The sequence below is a fragment of the Acinetobacter sp. N1-1 genome (genome assembly GCF_056711485.1).
This window is the reverse complement of sequence record NZ_JBWXUO010000012.1, coordinates 994,184-1,010,480: the sequence shown is the minus strand read 5'-3', so window position 1 is coordinate 1,010,480 and position 16,297 is coordinate 994,184. Positions and strand designations below refer to the sequence as shown.

The window sequence follows — 16,297 nt, the reverse complement described above, 5'->3', positions numbered from 1 at the left end:
TTTATTTCCCCACAATCTGAACAGCGATCAAGATGATCAGCAACACCACAACACCAAATGACATGCTTGATGCATACTCACGCAGTGATCCTGTTTGACGTGAACTTGTAAAACCACTCCCTGCTTTTACAATTGCAGGTAACACGAGCCATAAGCGATCTATTGGGTCATGTCCAAATAGTTTTGCAAAAAACAAATATGGCTTCACAAATACAATGTTGTATAACGCATCAAAACCAAAGGCATTTTCTAAGATATGCACAACACCTGTACCCAACCAAGTTTTAGCAAATGATTTAACAGCACCGTATGCAAATGCAAACAGTCCGACACCCACTGCTAGGCCAATTAAAGCAATAATTACAGCTGTATGCTCAGCAGAATGAACGGCGCTTTCTGCCTGTTCAGGAATAAGAAATTGAGGAATACTTGCAGATGTTAATAGATTTGCAACAGGTGTTTTTAAAAAGCCACCAACAAACGTAGACAGTACAAATAAAATAGATAATGGTGCCCAATATGTCACACCTTGGATTGCATGTGCATGGGTTTTTTCTTTGCCAAAAAATACAATCCAAATTAGACGGAACGTATAAATTGAAGTTAAGAATGCACCTGCAACTCCCACCCAATACAATGTATTGTATAAAGGCAAATTGCTTAACATACCATGTGCATACACAGCACCTAAAATGGCATCTTTAGAGAAGAAACCTACAGTAATAAATGGAATAGCAGCAAGTGCTCCACCACCAATTACAAAACATGCAAATACAAATGGAATCTTCTTCCACAAACCACCCATTTTAAAAATGTTTTGCTCGTGATGACAGGCTAAGATGACTGCACCTGAAGATAAGAATAACAATGCTTTAAAGAACGCATGTGCAAGCATATGAAATAAACCTGCTTGATATGCTTCTGCCCCCACAGCCATAAACATATAGCCCAACTGACTCATAGTCGAATACGCTAAAATACGTTTAATGTCTGTTTGTACGAGTGCTGCAAAGCCCGCAACCAATAAAGTAACTGCACCTGTCACAGAAATAAACTGCAACACTTCAGGTGCCATTTCAAACACAGTATGTGTACGGCAAGTGAGATAAACCCCTGCTGTTACCATTGTTGCGGCATGAATTAACGCCGAAACTGGTGTTGGCCCTGCCATTGCATCTGCAAGCCATGTTTGCAGTGGAATTTGTGCAGACTTACCTGCAGCACCCAAGAACAACATGAGTGCTGTCCAAAAAGCTAAATTATGCTGACCTGCAAACACTTCATACGCATGCGTTACAATCGTTTGAATATGTAATGTGCCGAACTGTTGATATAACAAAAATAGTGCGATTAATAAAAACACATCACCGACACGTGTTACGGTAAATGCTTTAATGGCAGCCCATCCATTAGACGGGTTGGCATAGTAAAAACCAATAAGTAGATATGAGCATAACCCCACGCCTTCCCAACCAAGGAATAGGAGTGCCAAATTATCTGCAAGTACCAATACCAACATGCTTGCAACAAACAGGTTAAAATATGAGAAGAAACGGGCGTAGCCTTCATCGCCTCGCATATACCATGATGCAAAGATATGAATGAGAAAACCTACACCTGTAATCATTCCCATCATAAGTAACGACAAGCCATCAAGCTGCAAGTTAATGCCTGGTGCAAATCCATTGACATCGAACCATGTCCATAAATGCTGAACAAAAATAGATTGGCCACTACCTACAAAACTGATGCCGGCAATCGCAGCAAACAATGCTGATAAACCAACTGAACCTACACCAATAATTGCAGCTGTATTTTCTGAAAGCTTGTCACGCCCAATGGACAATAAAATAAAACCAATGAGCGGAAATAGTACTGTTAAAAATAGAAAATTCATCCGCGCATCTCACTGGCTGCATCCACATCTAAATGATGGAATCTGTGATAGAACTGAAGGACAAGTGCCAATCCAATACATGCCTCTGCCGCAGCAAGCGTCAGTATAAAAATGAACATGACTTGTCCATCTGCTTGTCCCCACACACTGCCTGCCAAAACAAAGGCCAAAGCAGCAGCATTCATCATGATTTCTAAACTCATCAGAATGAATAAGAAGTTACGGCGAACCATCACACCATAAAAGCCTAATGCAAAAAGAATAGTCGCAACGATCAGGCCATGTTCTAAAGGAATATTACCCATTACTTTGCTCCTGTTCTTCCGTTGGTTCACGTTTACCTAAATGAAACGCAGCAACCAATGCAGCCAATAGCAACATTGCAGCAATTTCTACCAGTAAGACATATTGCGTAAACAATGTTTTACCTACATCTTGAGCACTAATTAAACTTGTACCAAGTACAATATTCTTTGTGTTGTAATCACTGCCAAGCATCCATACCAATGTTAAACCGAGCAAAAAACTCATTAAGGCAGGAATAGCCCACGCATCCGAACTCAACCACTTTCTTTCCTGCTCCATGGTGTGCTGTCCAAGATTCAGCATCATAACCACAAAGACAAACAGCACCATAATTGCACCTGCATACACAATTACTTCAAGCGCACCTGCAAATGGCGCACCTACTGTCATAAAAATACCTGCAACGGCAAGCAAAGAAACAATCAGACAAAGCAAAGCATGTACAGGGTTCGTATTCGTAACAACACGAATGGTTGAAACAATGGCCACGACTGCCATCAAATAAAATGGCCAAATCATGGTAATAAACTCCGTACATCTACAGGTTTCGATTCTTTTTGTGCTTCACCCTTATCTTTACCTGCAACAGCCATTCCTGTTACACGATAAAAATTATAATCTGGGTATTTACCCGGCCCTGAAATCAGTAAGTTTTCTTTTTCATAAACCAAGTCTTGGCGCACATACTCACCCAATTCGAAATCGGGTGTGAGCTGAATTGCCGTAGTTGGACATGCTTCTTCACACATCCCACAAAAGATACAGCGTGAAAAATTTATGCGGAAAAATTCAGGATACCAACGTCCATCTTCTTTCTCTGCTTTTTGTAATGAAATACATCCGACAGGACACGCCACTGCACAAAGGTTACATGCCACACAACGCTCCTCTCCATCGGGGTCACGAGTCAAAACAATACGACCACGATAGCGCGGAGGAACAATGTCTTCTGCAGGTACGTCAGGATATAAAATGGTGTCACGCTTACGTGTTGCATGGCTAAAGACCATCCATAACGAACGCACGATTGAGCCAACACCAGCTAGAATTTTAATCATTAAATGCTCTCCCTGCTGTTTTAGGCTGAATGTCTAAGTAGAATGACTGCACCTGTCACCAAAAGGTTAACGAGTGCAAGTGGCAAACAGACTTTCCAACCAAAATTCATGACTTGGTCATAGCGTGGGCGCATCAATGAACCGCGCGCAAGAATAAACATCATGACAAAAAATGCTGTTTTGAGAATGAACCAAAACGCTGCTGGAATAAACGGTATATCAAGATTAAATGGCGCTAACCAACCACCAAAAAACAGCGTCACAATTAATGCTGATATCACAATAATATTGACGTATTCGGCAACGAAGAACATGCCCCACTTCATTCCACCATATTCGACATGGTAGCCTTCAGAAAGCTCTTGTTCTGCTTCAGGTTGGTCAAATGGATGACGGTGAGTTACTGCTACGCCAGCCACCACAAACACCATGAAACCAATAAACTGTGGAATAATGTTCCACATATCGCGCTGTGACTCGACGATATCTCTTAAATTAAATGAGCCTGCAATCGCAACCACACCCATTAAAGAAATACCTAAGAACACTTCATAAGAGATGGTTTGTGCCGATGAACGTAGTGCACCTAATAGTGCATATTTATTGTTTGATGACCAACCACCAAACAATACTGCATAGACTGCTATTCCTGCCATTCCCATAAAAAAGAGCAAACCAATATTCATATCGGCCGCCCCTAAATAAGGACTGATTGGAATAATCATAAATGATAAAACAGCCGTTGCCATTGCGACTGCAGGCGCGAGTCGGAACGTCAGTTTATCTACAAATTTAGGTGTCCAGTCTTCCTTGAACATAATCTTAAGCATGTCTGCCACAATTTGTAGCGAACCAAAAGGCCCAACACGGTTTGGCCCATAACGGTCTTGCCATAACCCAAGCAAACGGCGTTCAACAAAAGACAGTAAAGCTGCACATACCACCACAACCAATAAAATAACAATTGCTTGAATTACACTGTATGCAACAGGCCAGTCCGTTGCCCACTGTGGCAGTACACGTAAATTTTCGTTCATGCGTGTGCTCCCAACGAAAGTGCTACAGGCTCTGCCCAAGAAACCGTAGGTGCTTGCCCAATTGGATAACCAATATATCCTTCAGGCAAATAGTCAATGATATGCACAGGCAAAGAAATACGGCTTTCACCAACTTGAATTGTAACTTGCTGTCCGTCTTGAATATTTAAACGTTTTGCATCGTGTTCACCCAAAGCAAAAGTTGCCTCTGGAATACGTGACTGCATGGCAGGTGTTTTAATAGTAAATTCGCCTGATGCAAAAATATGATGCATTGGGATAAGATGGAAACTGTCTGTACGTTGAACAGTGGCTACTGGCATTACATAACGGCGTGCAGGACGTTTCGGCAAAAGATCGAAAAGTCGAATACCTGAGTCGCCTCCTTTGAGATGCCCTCCTACTTCATCCTGATATTTATTCCAAGATTGAGGTGAGTTCCAACCCGGTGCCCATGCAAACGGTACAAGTGACGATGCAGTTTGTGGTCCCACATAGCCTTCCATAGAAAATGTAAGTGCAGAGTCTAAATCTACAGGTTGTTTTGGCTCATGTACCGAAATTGGCGCACGCATAGCGGTACGACCTGAATAGCGTCTTGGTTCACGTGCCACTTTTAAACCATGAACACGATAACCTGCATTTGGTGCAACATCTTGGATCGCTTCAAGCGTTGGCACTTGTTTCACAATATGCTCAATTACGTCATCTAAGACAGTCCATGATACTGACTGGCCACACAATCCCGTTTGAATTGCATGCAACCAACGCCAAGACTCTTTAATGGCATATTCAGGTTTGTAATAACTTGGATCATAGACTTGATAAAAACGTTGTGCACGCCCTTCTTGACTAACAACCGTACCATCACCTTCTGCAAAGCTCGCTGCAGAAAGCACAATGTTGGCTTGTTGAAGTGTTGCCGTTTCACTATGATCTAGCACAATAATTTGTTCAGCTTTCTCAAAAGCAGCCTGAACTTGTGCATTTGGTAAATGTCTATATAAGTCATTTTCAACAATAACCAACGCATCGTAAGACTGACTAAGCGCCTGTTCGAGACTTAAACCATCTAATAGTGCCACACCCATCGAGTTCACTTCAGGCACAACTAAACTCAAACCTGCATTATCACCTAAGGCTTGTACAAGCTCAGCCGCGGCCTCCATAATTGAGGCATCTTGTAAACTTGTACCTGCAATAATAAGCGGTTTTTTTGCGGTTTTTAGCGTATCAGCAATACTTTCAGCAAACGCTTTAGCATCATCATCTAGACCAACAACATGCTCACCTTTTAGCACAGATGCAATACCAAAGCCTAAACGCGCGATATCATTTGGCGATGCGACAACTTCAGCCGTTGCTACATCGGCAAGGCGTGTTTGTGTTGCTGCCAAAATATAAATTGGAGATTTCTCATCTTGACCAATACGCAAAACAGGTTCTGCAAGCCATGCAGGTGTACGTGTTTTTGCAGCCATTTCTTTGGCTTTATTTTTTGCTGCTTGACGTACCGAAAGTGCCATACGTGGTGCAGTCTGCGTTAGATCTTCACCCAAAATGACAACCGCATCATAGCTTTCAATTTCACGTAGATTCGGGTTATGAATTCCTTCACTTTGTAAAATAGAAACAGCCAACTCTACAAGAGATTGCTCTTTTTGGCTCATTCCTGTCGAGTAAGATGATGTACCCACTAATTCACGCAGTGCAAAGTTAGACTCTAAGCTCGCACGTGGTGAACCAATACCGAGTACTTTTTTACCTTTCAATGTTGCAATCACTGCATCAAGTGCTTCATCTACTGAAACGCTAGAAACTTCATGTTTATTTCTAAATTGTGGCTGACGAGGACGACTGTCTAAATTGACATAGCCTGCACCAAAACGACCTTTATCACATAGGAAATATTGATTCACTTGACCATTGAAACGATTTTCTATACGGCGTAATTCACCATAACGTTCGCCCGGAGAAATATTACAACCCGATGAGCAACCATGGCAGACACTTGGTGCATACTGCATGTCCCACTTACGGTTATAACGTGCAGAATGTGTTTTATCGGTAAATACACCAGTTGGACACACTTCAGTTAAATTGCCTGAAAATTCACTTTCAAGCGTACCTGACTCAGGACGTCCAAAATACACACGAGATGCATTGGCATACACACCAAAATCTGTACCACCTGCATAGTCTTTGTAATAACGAACACAACGGTAACATGCAATACAGCGGTTCATCTCATGCGCAATAAATGAACCCAACTCTTGGTTGTAATGAGTACGTTTAGTAAAACGATAACGACGGCGATCATGCCCCGTCATCACTGTCATATCTTGTAAATGACAGTGACCACCTTCTTCACAGACAGGACAGTCATGTGGGTGATTTGTCATTAAAAACTCAACCACAGACTCACGAAAGTCGGTGGCTTCTTTATCTTCAATTGAAATAAATGTATTGTCAGACGCAGGTGTCATACATGACATCACCAAACGCCCGCGTGTATCCTCTGGGTTTGCATATTGCTTCACAGCACATTGACGACAAGAACCCACGGAACCTAAAGATGGATGCCAACAAAAATACGGGATGTCTATTCCTAAAGATAAACATGCTTGCAATAGGTTCTCTGACCCATTGACCTCATACTGTTTTCCATCGACATGTATTGTAGCCATAGTCGAATTCCTTAAGCTTGTTCAGCATGTGTCGTTTGAACAACAGGACGATCCGTCACTTTTGCTTCAAACTCACCACGCCAATATTTTAATGCGCTTTGTAACGGTTCCATTGCACCCGGTGCATGGGCACAGAACGTTTTACCAATCCATAGTTTTTTCGTGAGCTCTTGGAGATGCTGAATATCCACCATCTTCCCATCACCTGCTTCAATCGCACGTAATGCTTTTACACTCCAAGGCAAACCATCACGACAAGGTGTACACCAACCGCAAGACTCTCTTGCAAAAAACTCTTCTAAATTACGTGTCGCAGCAACCATACATTGTTGCTCATCAAACACCATGAGTAAGCATGTACCTAAACGTGAGCCTGCTTTCATAATGCTGTCTGAATCCATTGGAATATCTAAATGGTCAGGCATTAAAAAGTCAGTTGAAGCACCACCCGGCAACCATGCTTTTAAGGTTAAGCCTTCACGCATACCGCCTGCATGCTCTTCAATCACTTCACGCGCGGTTGTACCAAAAGGAAGCTCCCAAAGTCCGGGAAAGTTTACTTTTCCAGAAGCCCCATAAATTTTTGTACCGGGATCTTTAGACTTTCCTGCAGATAAGCCAACATACCACTCAGCACCGCGTAGCAAAATTGCAGGTAAGTTGTTGTATGTTTCAACATTATTCACAATTGTTGGACGACCCCATGCTCCTGCAACTTGTGGAAATGGTGGTTTTGTACGCGGATTCGCTCGACGACCTTCTAAGGAATTAATAAGTGCAGTTTCTTCACCACAGATATAACGCCCTGCACCTGTATGCACATGAAGCTCAAAACTCCAACCAGTGTCTAAGATATTTTTACCCAAATATCCCTTCTCACGAATTTGATCAAGTGCATGATTTAGATATTGCGCAGCTTCAATATACTCACCACGAATAAAGATATATCCATGTGTTGCTTCAAGCGTATAACCTGCAATAAGCATCCCTTCAATGAGTTGATGCGGTAGCTTTTCCATGAGCAAGCGGTCTTTAAATGTCCCCGGTTCCATCTCATCGGCATTGCAAATTAAATAACGTGGCCCACTCTGATCATTGGGTGCCATTAACGACCACTTAATGCCCGCTGGGAAACCTGCACCACCACGACCTTTTACTGTCGCAGCTTTAATCACATCTAATACTTCTGCAGGTTGCATAGTAATTGCTTTTTTAAACCCTGCATAACCGTCTAGACGCTCATAGTCGTCAAGCAAATGAACATATTCTTGCTGACTTAAACGCCAAGTTAAAGGATGTGTTTCAGGGTTGCCATCGCCGTAAATTGGTTTTGGTGTCGTATTCATACATACTTCTCCAACAATTGTTTGACTGAGGCAACATCTACCAACCCATGTGTGTCTTCATCAATCATGAGTGTTGGCCCTTTGTCACAGTTTCCTAAACAGCAAATTGGCAATAAAGTAAACCGATTATCTGCGGTGGTTTGTCCAAACTGAATACCCAATTCACGCTGAAATGCTTCAGCTAAAGTTTCTGCACCCATTAAAAAGCAAGCAATCGAGTCACACAGTAAAATAACGTGCTTACCTACAGGTTGACGGTAAATACGATTATAAAATGTGGCTACACCCTCCAAATCAGCAGTACTAATGGTAAGCAATTGTGCAATCGCATTAAGCTGTGCATCATCTACCCATCCATTTCGACGTTGCACACATTTAAGTGCATCTAAAGATGCTGCACGTGGATAAGGGTAATGCCCAACATGATGTTGAATTTCGTGAATTTCTTCTTGCGTTAAAATCCCCTCAACATTCACACGTGGTTTTCGATCAGTTAAAATCATCATCTGTATTATCCCCTAACGATCCACATCAGCCATAACCACATCAATGGTTGCCAAGTAAATAATTAAATCCGAAACAAGACTGCCGTTAATGACAGATGGTATTTGCTGTAGATGCGTGAATGTTGGCGTACGAATACGTGTTCGATAACTCATGGTTGCTTTATCTGAAGTGAGATAATAATTACTCGCTCCTTTCACAACTTCAGCCATCACAGAAGATTCACCCGCAGGCATAACAGGACCCCACGACACACTTAAAAAGTGCGTAATTAGGGTTTCAATGTCTTGTAAAGTTTTATCTTTCGGTGGAGGAACTGCCAGTGCATGATCTGCTTTATATGCACCAGATGGCATATTATCTAAGCACTGTTGTACAATTTTTAATGACTCTCTGATTTCGTGAAAATGCACCATTACACGTGCATAAGCATCGCCTTCATATTCTACAGGTACACCGAAGTCGTAATTTTCATAACCACTATATGGGCGGCACTTACGTACATCAAAGTCGATGCCTGTTGCACGTAGTCCTGTCCCTGTTACACCCCATGCAAGGGCAGATTTTGCATTATATTGCGCGACGTTGCGGGTACGTCCAATAAATACAGAGTTACGTAATGCTGCTTTGTAGTACTCATCTAAACGTTTAGGCATCCAATCTAAGATGTCACGAATGAGCTTTTGCCAATTATTTGGCAAATCATGTGCTGTACCACCAATTCGGAACCATGCAGGATGCATACGAAACCCTGTAATTGCTTCGATTGCATCATAAATTTTTTGACGATCGGCAAACATATAAAATACAGGTGTCATTCCCCCTGCATCTTGAATCGCTGTACCAATAAACAATAGATGGTTATTAATGCGAAATAGCTCAGACATCATGACTCGAATACATTGCGCACGATCAGGTACAGTAATACCTGCAAGTTTCTCTACACCCATCACATACGGCATATTTTGTGCACAACCGCCCAAATAGTCCACGCGGTCTGTATATGGAATAAATGAGTGCCATGTTTGACGCTCTGCCATTTTTTCTACACCACGATGGTGATAGCCAATGTCAGGTACACAATCTTTTACTTCTTCGCCGTCAAGTTGCAAAATAATACGAAATGCGCCATGCGCAGATGGATGGTTTGGCCCCAAGTTTAAGAACATGAAGTCTTCATCATCATTGCCACGTTTCAGCCCCCAATCTTCTGGGACAAAACGTAAATGCTCTTGTTCAAAATCTTGCTTCGCCTGATTCTGCATATACGGCGTGTACTCCGTTGCACGTGCAGAATACTCTTTACGTAGCGGATGCCCTTCCCAATAAGTCGGTAGCAAAATACGACGTAACATTGGATGACCATCAAAATGTATTCCAAACATGTCATAAGCTTCACGCTCATACCAGTTGGCATTTGGCCAAATATTTGTTGCTGTAGGCAATTTTAAATCGGTTTCGTTCAAAGCAACTTTAACGCGAATATCGGCATTGCGCTCTAACGAAAGTAAATGATAAAAAACTGTAAAATCTGAGGCAGGGAGTCCCTCACGATGTTGACGCATACGCTCGTCTACTGCCGACAAATCGAACAGCATGACATAGGGACGTGAAATAGTACGCAAGAACATAAGAACGTCTTGCACTTGAGCACGCTCAACCCAAATCGTTGGAAAATCTTCAAACGTTGGTTGCACATAGAAGTTATCACCAAACTTAGATTTTAATTCTTCTATGATCGCAAATGCTGGGCGTGAATCAATTTTGCTTGATTCGTCTGGCATAGCAATTTCCGTTTCAGCCATTTCTTTGGCTTCCTTATTACAAATTATTATTAATGATTCTTAACGACAAATGACTCATCCAAAGTCTTTATTTTTTTATCGTTAGAATTATTTAATCTCATCCATAGAGCGAAGATTTTTTACCGCAATGCGCTCTGCATTTTTACGGTCACGTTCTGGCATCATCTTTGGCTTATAAACTGGCTTAAGATCATCACCAATCACAGCAGAGAGCGGACGACGCTCTAACTGAATCTGGTCTTGTAATAATAGTAACGCTTGAATAAGCGCTTCTGGGCGAGGTGGGCACCCTGGCACATATACATCTACAGGTATAATTTTATCTACACCTTGAACCACTGAGTAAATGTCATACATGCCACCTGAATTTGCACATGCACCCATTGAGATGACCCACTTAGGCTCTAGCATCTGTTCATATAAACGTTGAATTACAGGTGCCATCTTCATAAAGCATGTCCCTGCAACAATCATTAGATCTGCTTGTCGAGGCGATGCACGAATAACTTCAGCACCAAAACGTGACATATCATGAACACCTGTTAAAGTCGTTGCATACTCCACATAACAACAAGATGTGCCAAAGTTAAATGGCCAAACTGAGTTTTTTCTTCCCCAGTTCACAACACTATGAGCAACGTCTTCAAGGCGGGTCATAAATACATTTTTATTCACTTCTTCCTGAAGTGGATCATCCACAATTTGTCTTTCTTGTAACGGATATTCGTCCGCTTGCGGATTAGCACGGGTTAATGTGTATTTCATCCCGTATTACTCCTTGTCAGTAATGACTTTCTTTTTTACACGTGATTGGGCTGGTATATTTCCTGTTGGATCTCTTACTAACTCATCAACAGAATTGAAACGTGTGATTTGTGCAATATCCATATGTGCAGAACCAACGAGGGAATGTTTATTTGCAGCTTTAAAACGATCTGATGGTGACCAATTTAATGCACCCGTCGAAAGTGCATAAGCCAGACCAATTAAAAGATCAATGACAAAAATTGCAACGGTTGTATAACCGAACCACCCAACATCACGCACAGAAGTTGCCCATGCGTACAAATAAAGCGCTTCAATATCGAAAATAACGAAGAAAATAGCAACGAGATAGAATTTTGCAGACAAACGCATACGTGCGCCACCTGCACCAACAACACCAGACTCAAACTGCTCTTGTTTGGCACGCCCCCACGACTTTCCACCAAGAAGCTGTGGAACTGTAAGCATGAAGACGCAAAGGAATGTAACACCGATTACGAAGGCAATAATTGCCCAATCGTCTGAGGTAATGGCACTCATGCGGGGATAACTCCTGGCTGGCCTGTTTTAAAAACAAAAATTTGTATAACTGTTCAAAAATAGCTTACAAATTAACTTTAAACAGATTTATTGTACTCATTTATTATTTTGCTTACTAGGTTATACCACCCAGTAAAAAAGACTATAAATTAAACACTTTTATTAAAAAATACCATCTAAGACTTAGGTATATATACTTATTGATGAATACTATTAATTTTTATTAAAATAACTTTTTTTTCAATATTATAGTTTTTTTTTCATTTTCATATAAAAATCATAAAACAATAAAAACCAACTAAAATACTTGGAATATTCCCACCATGATATCTTATAATGATAATACTTAACAATTAAACCATCACATGCTTACCACAATAACATTTATAAATAAAATATTTAGCCAGTTTTCATTTATTTAAAAAATATTAAATATCTGATTTATTAAATAATATTACATATAATTTAGCAATTTCATTACAAATAGCATAAAGATACTTTGCTAATCTAAACACATAAAAATAGGATAAAAAAGGAACCACCATGAATTTAGAATTCACACATAAACCAAACTACTTTTTATATGCACAGCTATTGATTAGAAATGTAGAAGATCAATTAAATAAGGACAAAACCTTACACCAGATTAGAATTTCTTTTGAAAAACTCAAACATATTTTTCAAGAAGATATGGCTGCTGTAAGCACAAACCTAGATAGCATTTTACATATTGCTAGTGAATATAAAGTGGAAACTTTATCTGGTGACCAAAACGTCATTTCAAAATACGTAATTGATCTTGAAGATGAAGAAATACTTCTAGAAATTAGCCAAGGATCTGCTCAAGCACTCATTGATGAATTAAAGCCATTAATTGCACCCAACTCTATGGACTATAATTAATGACCTAAAATAAAAGCGACTTTATAAGTCGCTTTTATTTGATTTCGCAAGTTGCTGTACAGGCCATTTCATTATAAAACGCGCCCCACCTAATTGTGGACTCTTATCAACCTCTATACTTCCACCAAACCAAAAAGCAATACGACTAACAATAGATAACCCTAGACCATAACCACCTGATGCACGCGTCCGACTATCATCTAACCGTGCAAAGGCTTCGAATACACGCTCACGATCCTCTTCAGGAATACCTGGTCCATCATCTTCCACACAAACATATGCCTCACCGTCATCATAGATACCACCACTAATACGCACCCTCTCATCACAATGGCGGACAGCATTTCCAACAAGATTTTGCACAACTCTATGTAAATAACGTCTCTCAGCATCCGCAACAACATCTGCCGCAGGCGTAACCAACTCAATCGTTTTTTGCGTTTTTAATGCTTGTGTTTCTCGTTCAACTTGCTCCAAGACTCCTGCAATATCTACACTTTGAATATCTAAAGATGGCATACCTTGTTCTAGCTTTGCATACGTCATAATTTCATCAATTAACGTATTCAGTGCCTCAATATCTTTATCTATCATTTCTACTTGGCTTAATCGATAATCATACTCTTCTTCGTCTGCCAGCATTTCCATACCAAAGCGAATACGCGCAACAGGTGTTCTTAACTCGTGCGAAACCGCTCTCATCAACTCTCTCTGTGCCTCAATCAAGCGCTGAATATGTGTTGCCATATCATTATAACTTGAAGATAGGCTTGCCATTTCATCATTTCCCTCAATCGGCAACCTCGTAGACATATCCCCTGTTTTAATTTTATTTAATGCAACAATGGCTTGTTTAACTTTTCTTTGCAATGGAAAAATAAGTACATAAACACCTAAGCTCAGCAAAAATAAACTGAGCAATGTAATGCCTGCTGCAATTTGGAAAGGCATCCAATTAAACATTGGTACAGGTCCAATTACCAAAACTTCTGATGGATTATTTGGGATTGGAGAAACAATAGATATTGTCGTACCACGCATGGTTGCATTATCACGATACAACAAGATGCTTTGATCCTGACGTAATCGACCTACCTGCTCAGAATCTAGCCCCAAACTCAAGATAGGTTGAATTTCTATAGGATAAGAAAAGTGTTGATGTATTTTTTGTAAGTATTCTTTTTCTTGACCTGGATAATAAATTAGATAATCTAAAATAAATATAGGTAGCGCTTTTATTTGCCGCTCACCAATTTTATTCACATTAATAAATAAATAGTGCTTTGGATCGCTCGGCAAACCAATATAAATATCCGCAATTAATGTCTGTGCATCATAGCGAACTACAGCTTGCTGATTATCAATTCTCTTTTTTTCAGAACGAGAAAGTTCAACTTTACTACTATCTACCAAATAGATAGGAAGCTCCAGCAAATCTGAAGCATCTGAAATCCAGTCTTTCTTTTGCTGTGCTGTTGGCTGACGTTCAATACCTTGAGCAATCACATAGGAAACACCATCAGTGAGTGATTCTCTATACTCTTGAGCACGTTGATAGTTAATTACTTGTACAAGCAAATAACCTAGAACAGCTACTAACGCAACGAGAACCACAACGCCAGCATAGATACGTAAGAATATACTGTGTTTAAACACGAACTATCTATCCTTTAGGAAAAAGCAACAGCTATGAATAAAATGAACTAATTACATTCCATTCGTTTCTTTAACAAACAAGTAACCTTTACTACGAACTGTTTTAATACGTTTTGGATTTTCAGGATCATCACCAATTTTTGGACGGATTCTAGAAATACGCACATCGATTGAACGGTCTTGACCATCATATTCAATACCACGTAAACGCTCAAAAATATCCTCACGCGATAAGATACGACCAGCATTAGAAGCGAGCAACCAAAGAAGGTCATACTCTGCACTTGTAAAATCTACAAGCTCATCATTTAATGTTACAGAGCGACCACCATTGTCGATAACGAGATCATCGAACTGAATACGCTGAGAAACTTCATCCTCTGTTGTTTTATCTGTACGACGAAGTAATGCGCGAATACGCGCAAGTAATACACGCGGTTGAACAGGCTTTGCAACATAATCATCTGCACCCATCTCAAGCCCAAGCACCTGATCCATATCTTCAGTACGTGCTGTAAGCATTAAAATTGGTTGATGGTAGTGTGGACGAATTTCACGACAAACCGTTAAACCATCTGCACCTGGAAGCATTACATCAAGTACAACCATATCTGGTTGTTCTGCAATAATACGGCGGATTGCACGATTGCCATCTGGTTCAACACCTACTTCTAAACCATTACGAATTAAATATTCTTGAGTTAAGCGCGCTAATCGCTCATCATCTTCTACAATTAAAATCTTTGGTAACTTTTCTTCTTGGCTCATGTTCGCCCCCTTTTCATTCATATATTTAGGCTCTGATATTCAAACAGATACGCTATTTCATAATGAGCAATATACACATGTTTACATTGTAAACAAGATAATGTTCACCAAACTGATACACGAGAGATGTAATCTGCAATAAATCATTTAGTTATTGATATTTATATATTTTTATACTTACCGCTTCAACTCAAAAAAAACAACAAACTCCAAAAATAAAAATAAAATCATTAATAAACATATAGTTAATGCAAATAATGATATACAGTTTTTTCAAAAATAACTGATCAATTTATTTTATTTTGCTAACAATATATTTTTTAATATACATAAAATAATATAAAAATCCCAAATAATCACATAAAACCAATACCTTAACCCTAATTAAAAAATTTATTTCATATCTGAAAGCATAAAAAAGCCAACTCGCATAGAGTTGGCTTTTTTATCAGATACATCTTATATAAGTAAATTACTTTTTCTTTTTCGGTCCAAGTAACATACCCATTTGACGACCTTCCATTTTTGGCGTCTGCTCAACAATACCAATCTCAGCAACATCTGCTTCAATTTTTTGAAGCTGTGCTAAACCAAGTTGTTGGTGAGCCATTTCACGTCCACGGAAGCGCAACGTGATTTTCACTTTGTTGCCATCTTCAAGGAAGCGGATAATTGCACGTAGTTTTACGTTATAGTCACCTACATCCGTACCTGGGCGCAATTTAATTTCTTTTACTTGCACTTGATGCTGTTTTTTCTTCGCATCTTTTTGCTTTTGCTTCAGGTCAAACAAGTGCTTGTTGTAATCCATGACTTTACAAACAGGTGGCTCGGCATTCGCAACAATTTCAACTAGATCAAGATCATCTTGTTCTGCAACACGAATTGCTTCAGTTAAAGGAACAATACCTTTTTGCTCCCCATCCGCTCCAATTAAGCGAACTTCTTTTGCACGAATTTCATCATTAATCGCAGGGCGATTACTTTTACCACCTTGTTGGTTACGATCAGACTGTTTAATCTTT

Annotated in this window: 15 protein-coding genes; 1 reads left to right on the top strand and 14 read right to left on the bottom strand. The window is 40.0% G+C overall.

Features of this window, described 5'->3' with window-relative positions; translation table 11 throughout:
* Window position 1 precedes the first annotated feature (1 nt).
* The 11 genes from nuoL to ndhC form a co-directional block, all read right to left on the bottom strand.
* Complete coding sequence (gene nuoL / locus AC1MPL_RS05030) at window positions 2–1,897, bottom strand: NADH-quinone oxidoreductase subunit L (protein WP_479764704.1); 1,896 nt, start codon at window positions 1,895–1,897, stop codon at window positions 2–4.
* Window positions 1,894–2,202, bottom strand: coding sequence for an NADH-quinone oxidoreductase subunit NuoK (nuoK, locus tag AC1MPL_RS05025; protein WP_195771057.1), 309 nt, complete (start codon window positions 2,200–2,202; stop codon window positions 1,894–1,896). Before nuoK ends, nuoL begins: the two co-directional genes overlap by 4 nt.
* A complete protein-coding gene (gene nuoJ, locus AC1MPL_RS05020; protein ID WP_272910195.1) occupies window positions 2,195–2,722 on the bottom strand; it encodes an NADH-quinone oxidoreductase subunit J in 528 nt (175 codons plus the stop codon). Before nuoJ ends, nuoK begins: the two co-directional genes overlap by 8 nt.
* Entirely contained in the window at window positions 2,719–3,261 is a 543-nt protein-coding gene (gene nuoI / locus AC1MPL_RS05015) for an NADH-quinone oxidoreductase subunit NuoI (protein WP_023272727.1), read from the bottom strand. Before nuoI ends, nuoJ begins: the two co-directional genes overlap by 4 nt.
* Before the next feature lie 20 nt (window positions 3,262–3,281).
* Window positions 3,282–4,298, bottom strand: a complete 1,017-nt coding sequence (gene nuoH, locus AC1MPL_RS05010) for an NADH-quinone oxidoreductase subunit NuoH (protein WP_237414663.1) — start codon at window positions 4,296–4,298, stop codon at window positions 3,282–3,284.
* Window positions 4,295–6,985 carry an NADH-quinone oxidoreductase subunit NuoG gene (nuoG, locus tag AC1MPL_RS05005; RefSeq protein ID WP_479764702.1) on the bottom strand — a complete coding sequence of 897 codons (2,691 nt, stop codon included), beginning with the start codon at window positions 6,983–6,985 and terminating at the stop codon, window positions 4,295–4,297. The genes nuoH and nuoG overlap by 4 nt, the downstream gene beginning before the upstream one ends.
* An 11-nt stretch (window positions 6,986–6,996) precedes the next feature.
* Window positions 6,997–8,331: an NADH-quinone oxidoreductase subunit NuoF gene (gene nuoF / locus AC1MPL_RS05000; RefSeq protein WP_479764700.1), complete on the bottom strand. Its 1,335-nt coding sequence runs from the start codon at window positions 8,329–8,331 to the stop codon at window positions 6,997–6,999.
* Window positions 8,328–8,837, bottom strand: coding sequence for an NADH-quinone oxidoreductase subunit NuoE (gene nuoE / locus AC1MPL_RS04995; protein ID WP_023272731.1), 510 nt, complete (start codon window positions 8,835–8,837; stop codon window positions 8,328–8,330). Before nuoE ends, nuoF begins: the two co-directional genes overlap by 4 nt.
* 12 nt (window positions 8,838–8,849) lie before the next feature.
* On the bottom strand, window positions 8,850–10,640 hold the full coding sequence (gene nuoC / locus AC1MPL_RS04990; RefSeq protein ID WP_479764698.1) for an NADH-quinone oxidoreductase subunit C/D: 1,791 nt from the start codon (window positions 10,638–10,640) through the stop codon (window positions 8,850–8,852).
* Between the two features lie 87 nt (window positions 10,641–10,727).
* Window positions 10,728–11,405, bottom strand: a complete 678-nt coding sequence (locus AC1MPL_RS04985) for a NuoB/complex I 20 kDa subunit family protein (protein WP_479764697.1) — start codon at window positions 11,403–11,405, stop codon at window positions 10,728–10,730.
* A 6-nt stretch (window positions 11,406–11,411) separates the two neighbouring features.
* On the bottom strand, window positions 11,412–11,945 hold the full coding sequence (gene ndhC / locus AC1MPL_RS04980; protein WP_479764695.1) for an NADH-quinone oxidoreductase subunit A: 534 nt from the start codon (window positions 11,943–11,945) through the stop codon (window positions 11,412–11,414).
* A gap of 543 nt (window positions 11,946–12,488) precedes the next feature.
* Between ndhC and AC1MPL_RS04975 the strand changes: the two genes are divergently transcribed.
* The gene (locus tag AC1MPL_RS04975; RefSeq protein ID WP_479764693.1) at window positions 12,489–12,848 is read left to right on the top strand and encodes a hypothetical protein; all 360 of its coding nucleotides are present in this window, start codon (window positions 12,489–12,491) and stop codon (window positions 12,846–12,848) included.
* 21 nt (window positions 12,849–12,869) lie between these two features.
* Here the strand turns inward: AC1MPL_RS04975 and bfmS are convergent, their stop codons facing one another.
* The 3 genes from bfmS to infC form a co-directional block, all read right to left on the bottom strand.
* Window positions 12,870–14,504, bottom strand: a complete 1,635-nt coding sequence (bfmS, locus tag AC1MPL_RS04970) for a sensor histidine kinase BfmS (RefSeq protein ID WP_479764692.1) — start codon at window positions 14,502–14,504, stop codon at window positions 12,870–12,872.
* Between the two features lie 51 nt (window positions 14,505–14,555).
* Entirely contained in the window at window positions 14,556–15,272 is a 717-nt protein-coding gene (gene bfmR, locus AC1MPL_RS04965; RefSeq protein WP_479764690.1) for a response regulator transcription factor BfmR, read from the bottom strand.
* A gap of 472 nt (window positions 15,273–15,744) precedes the next feature.
* Entirely contained in the window at window positions 15,745–16,293 is a 549-nt protein-coding gene (infC, locus tag AC1MPL_RS04960; RefSeq protein ID WP_237412523.1) for a translation initiation factor IF-3, read from the bottom strand.
* Window positions 16,294–16,297: the final 4 nt, after the last annotated feature.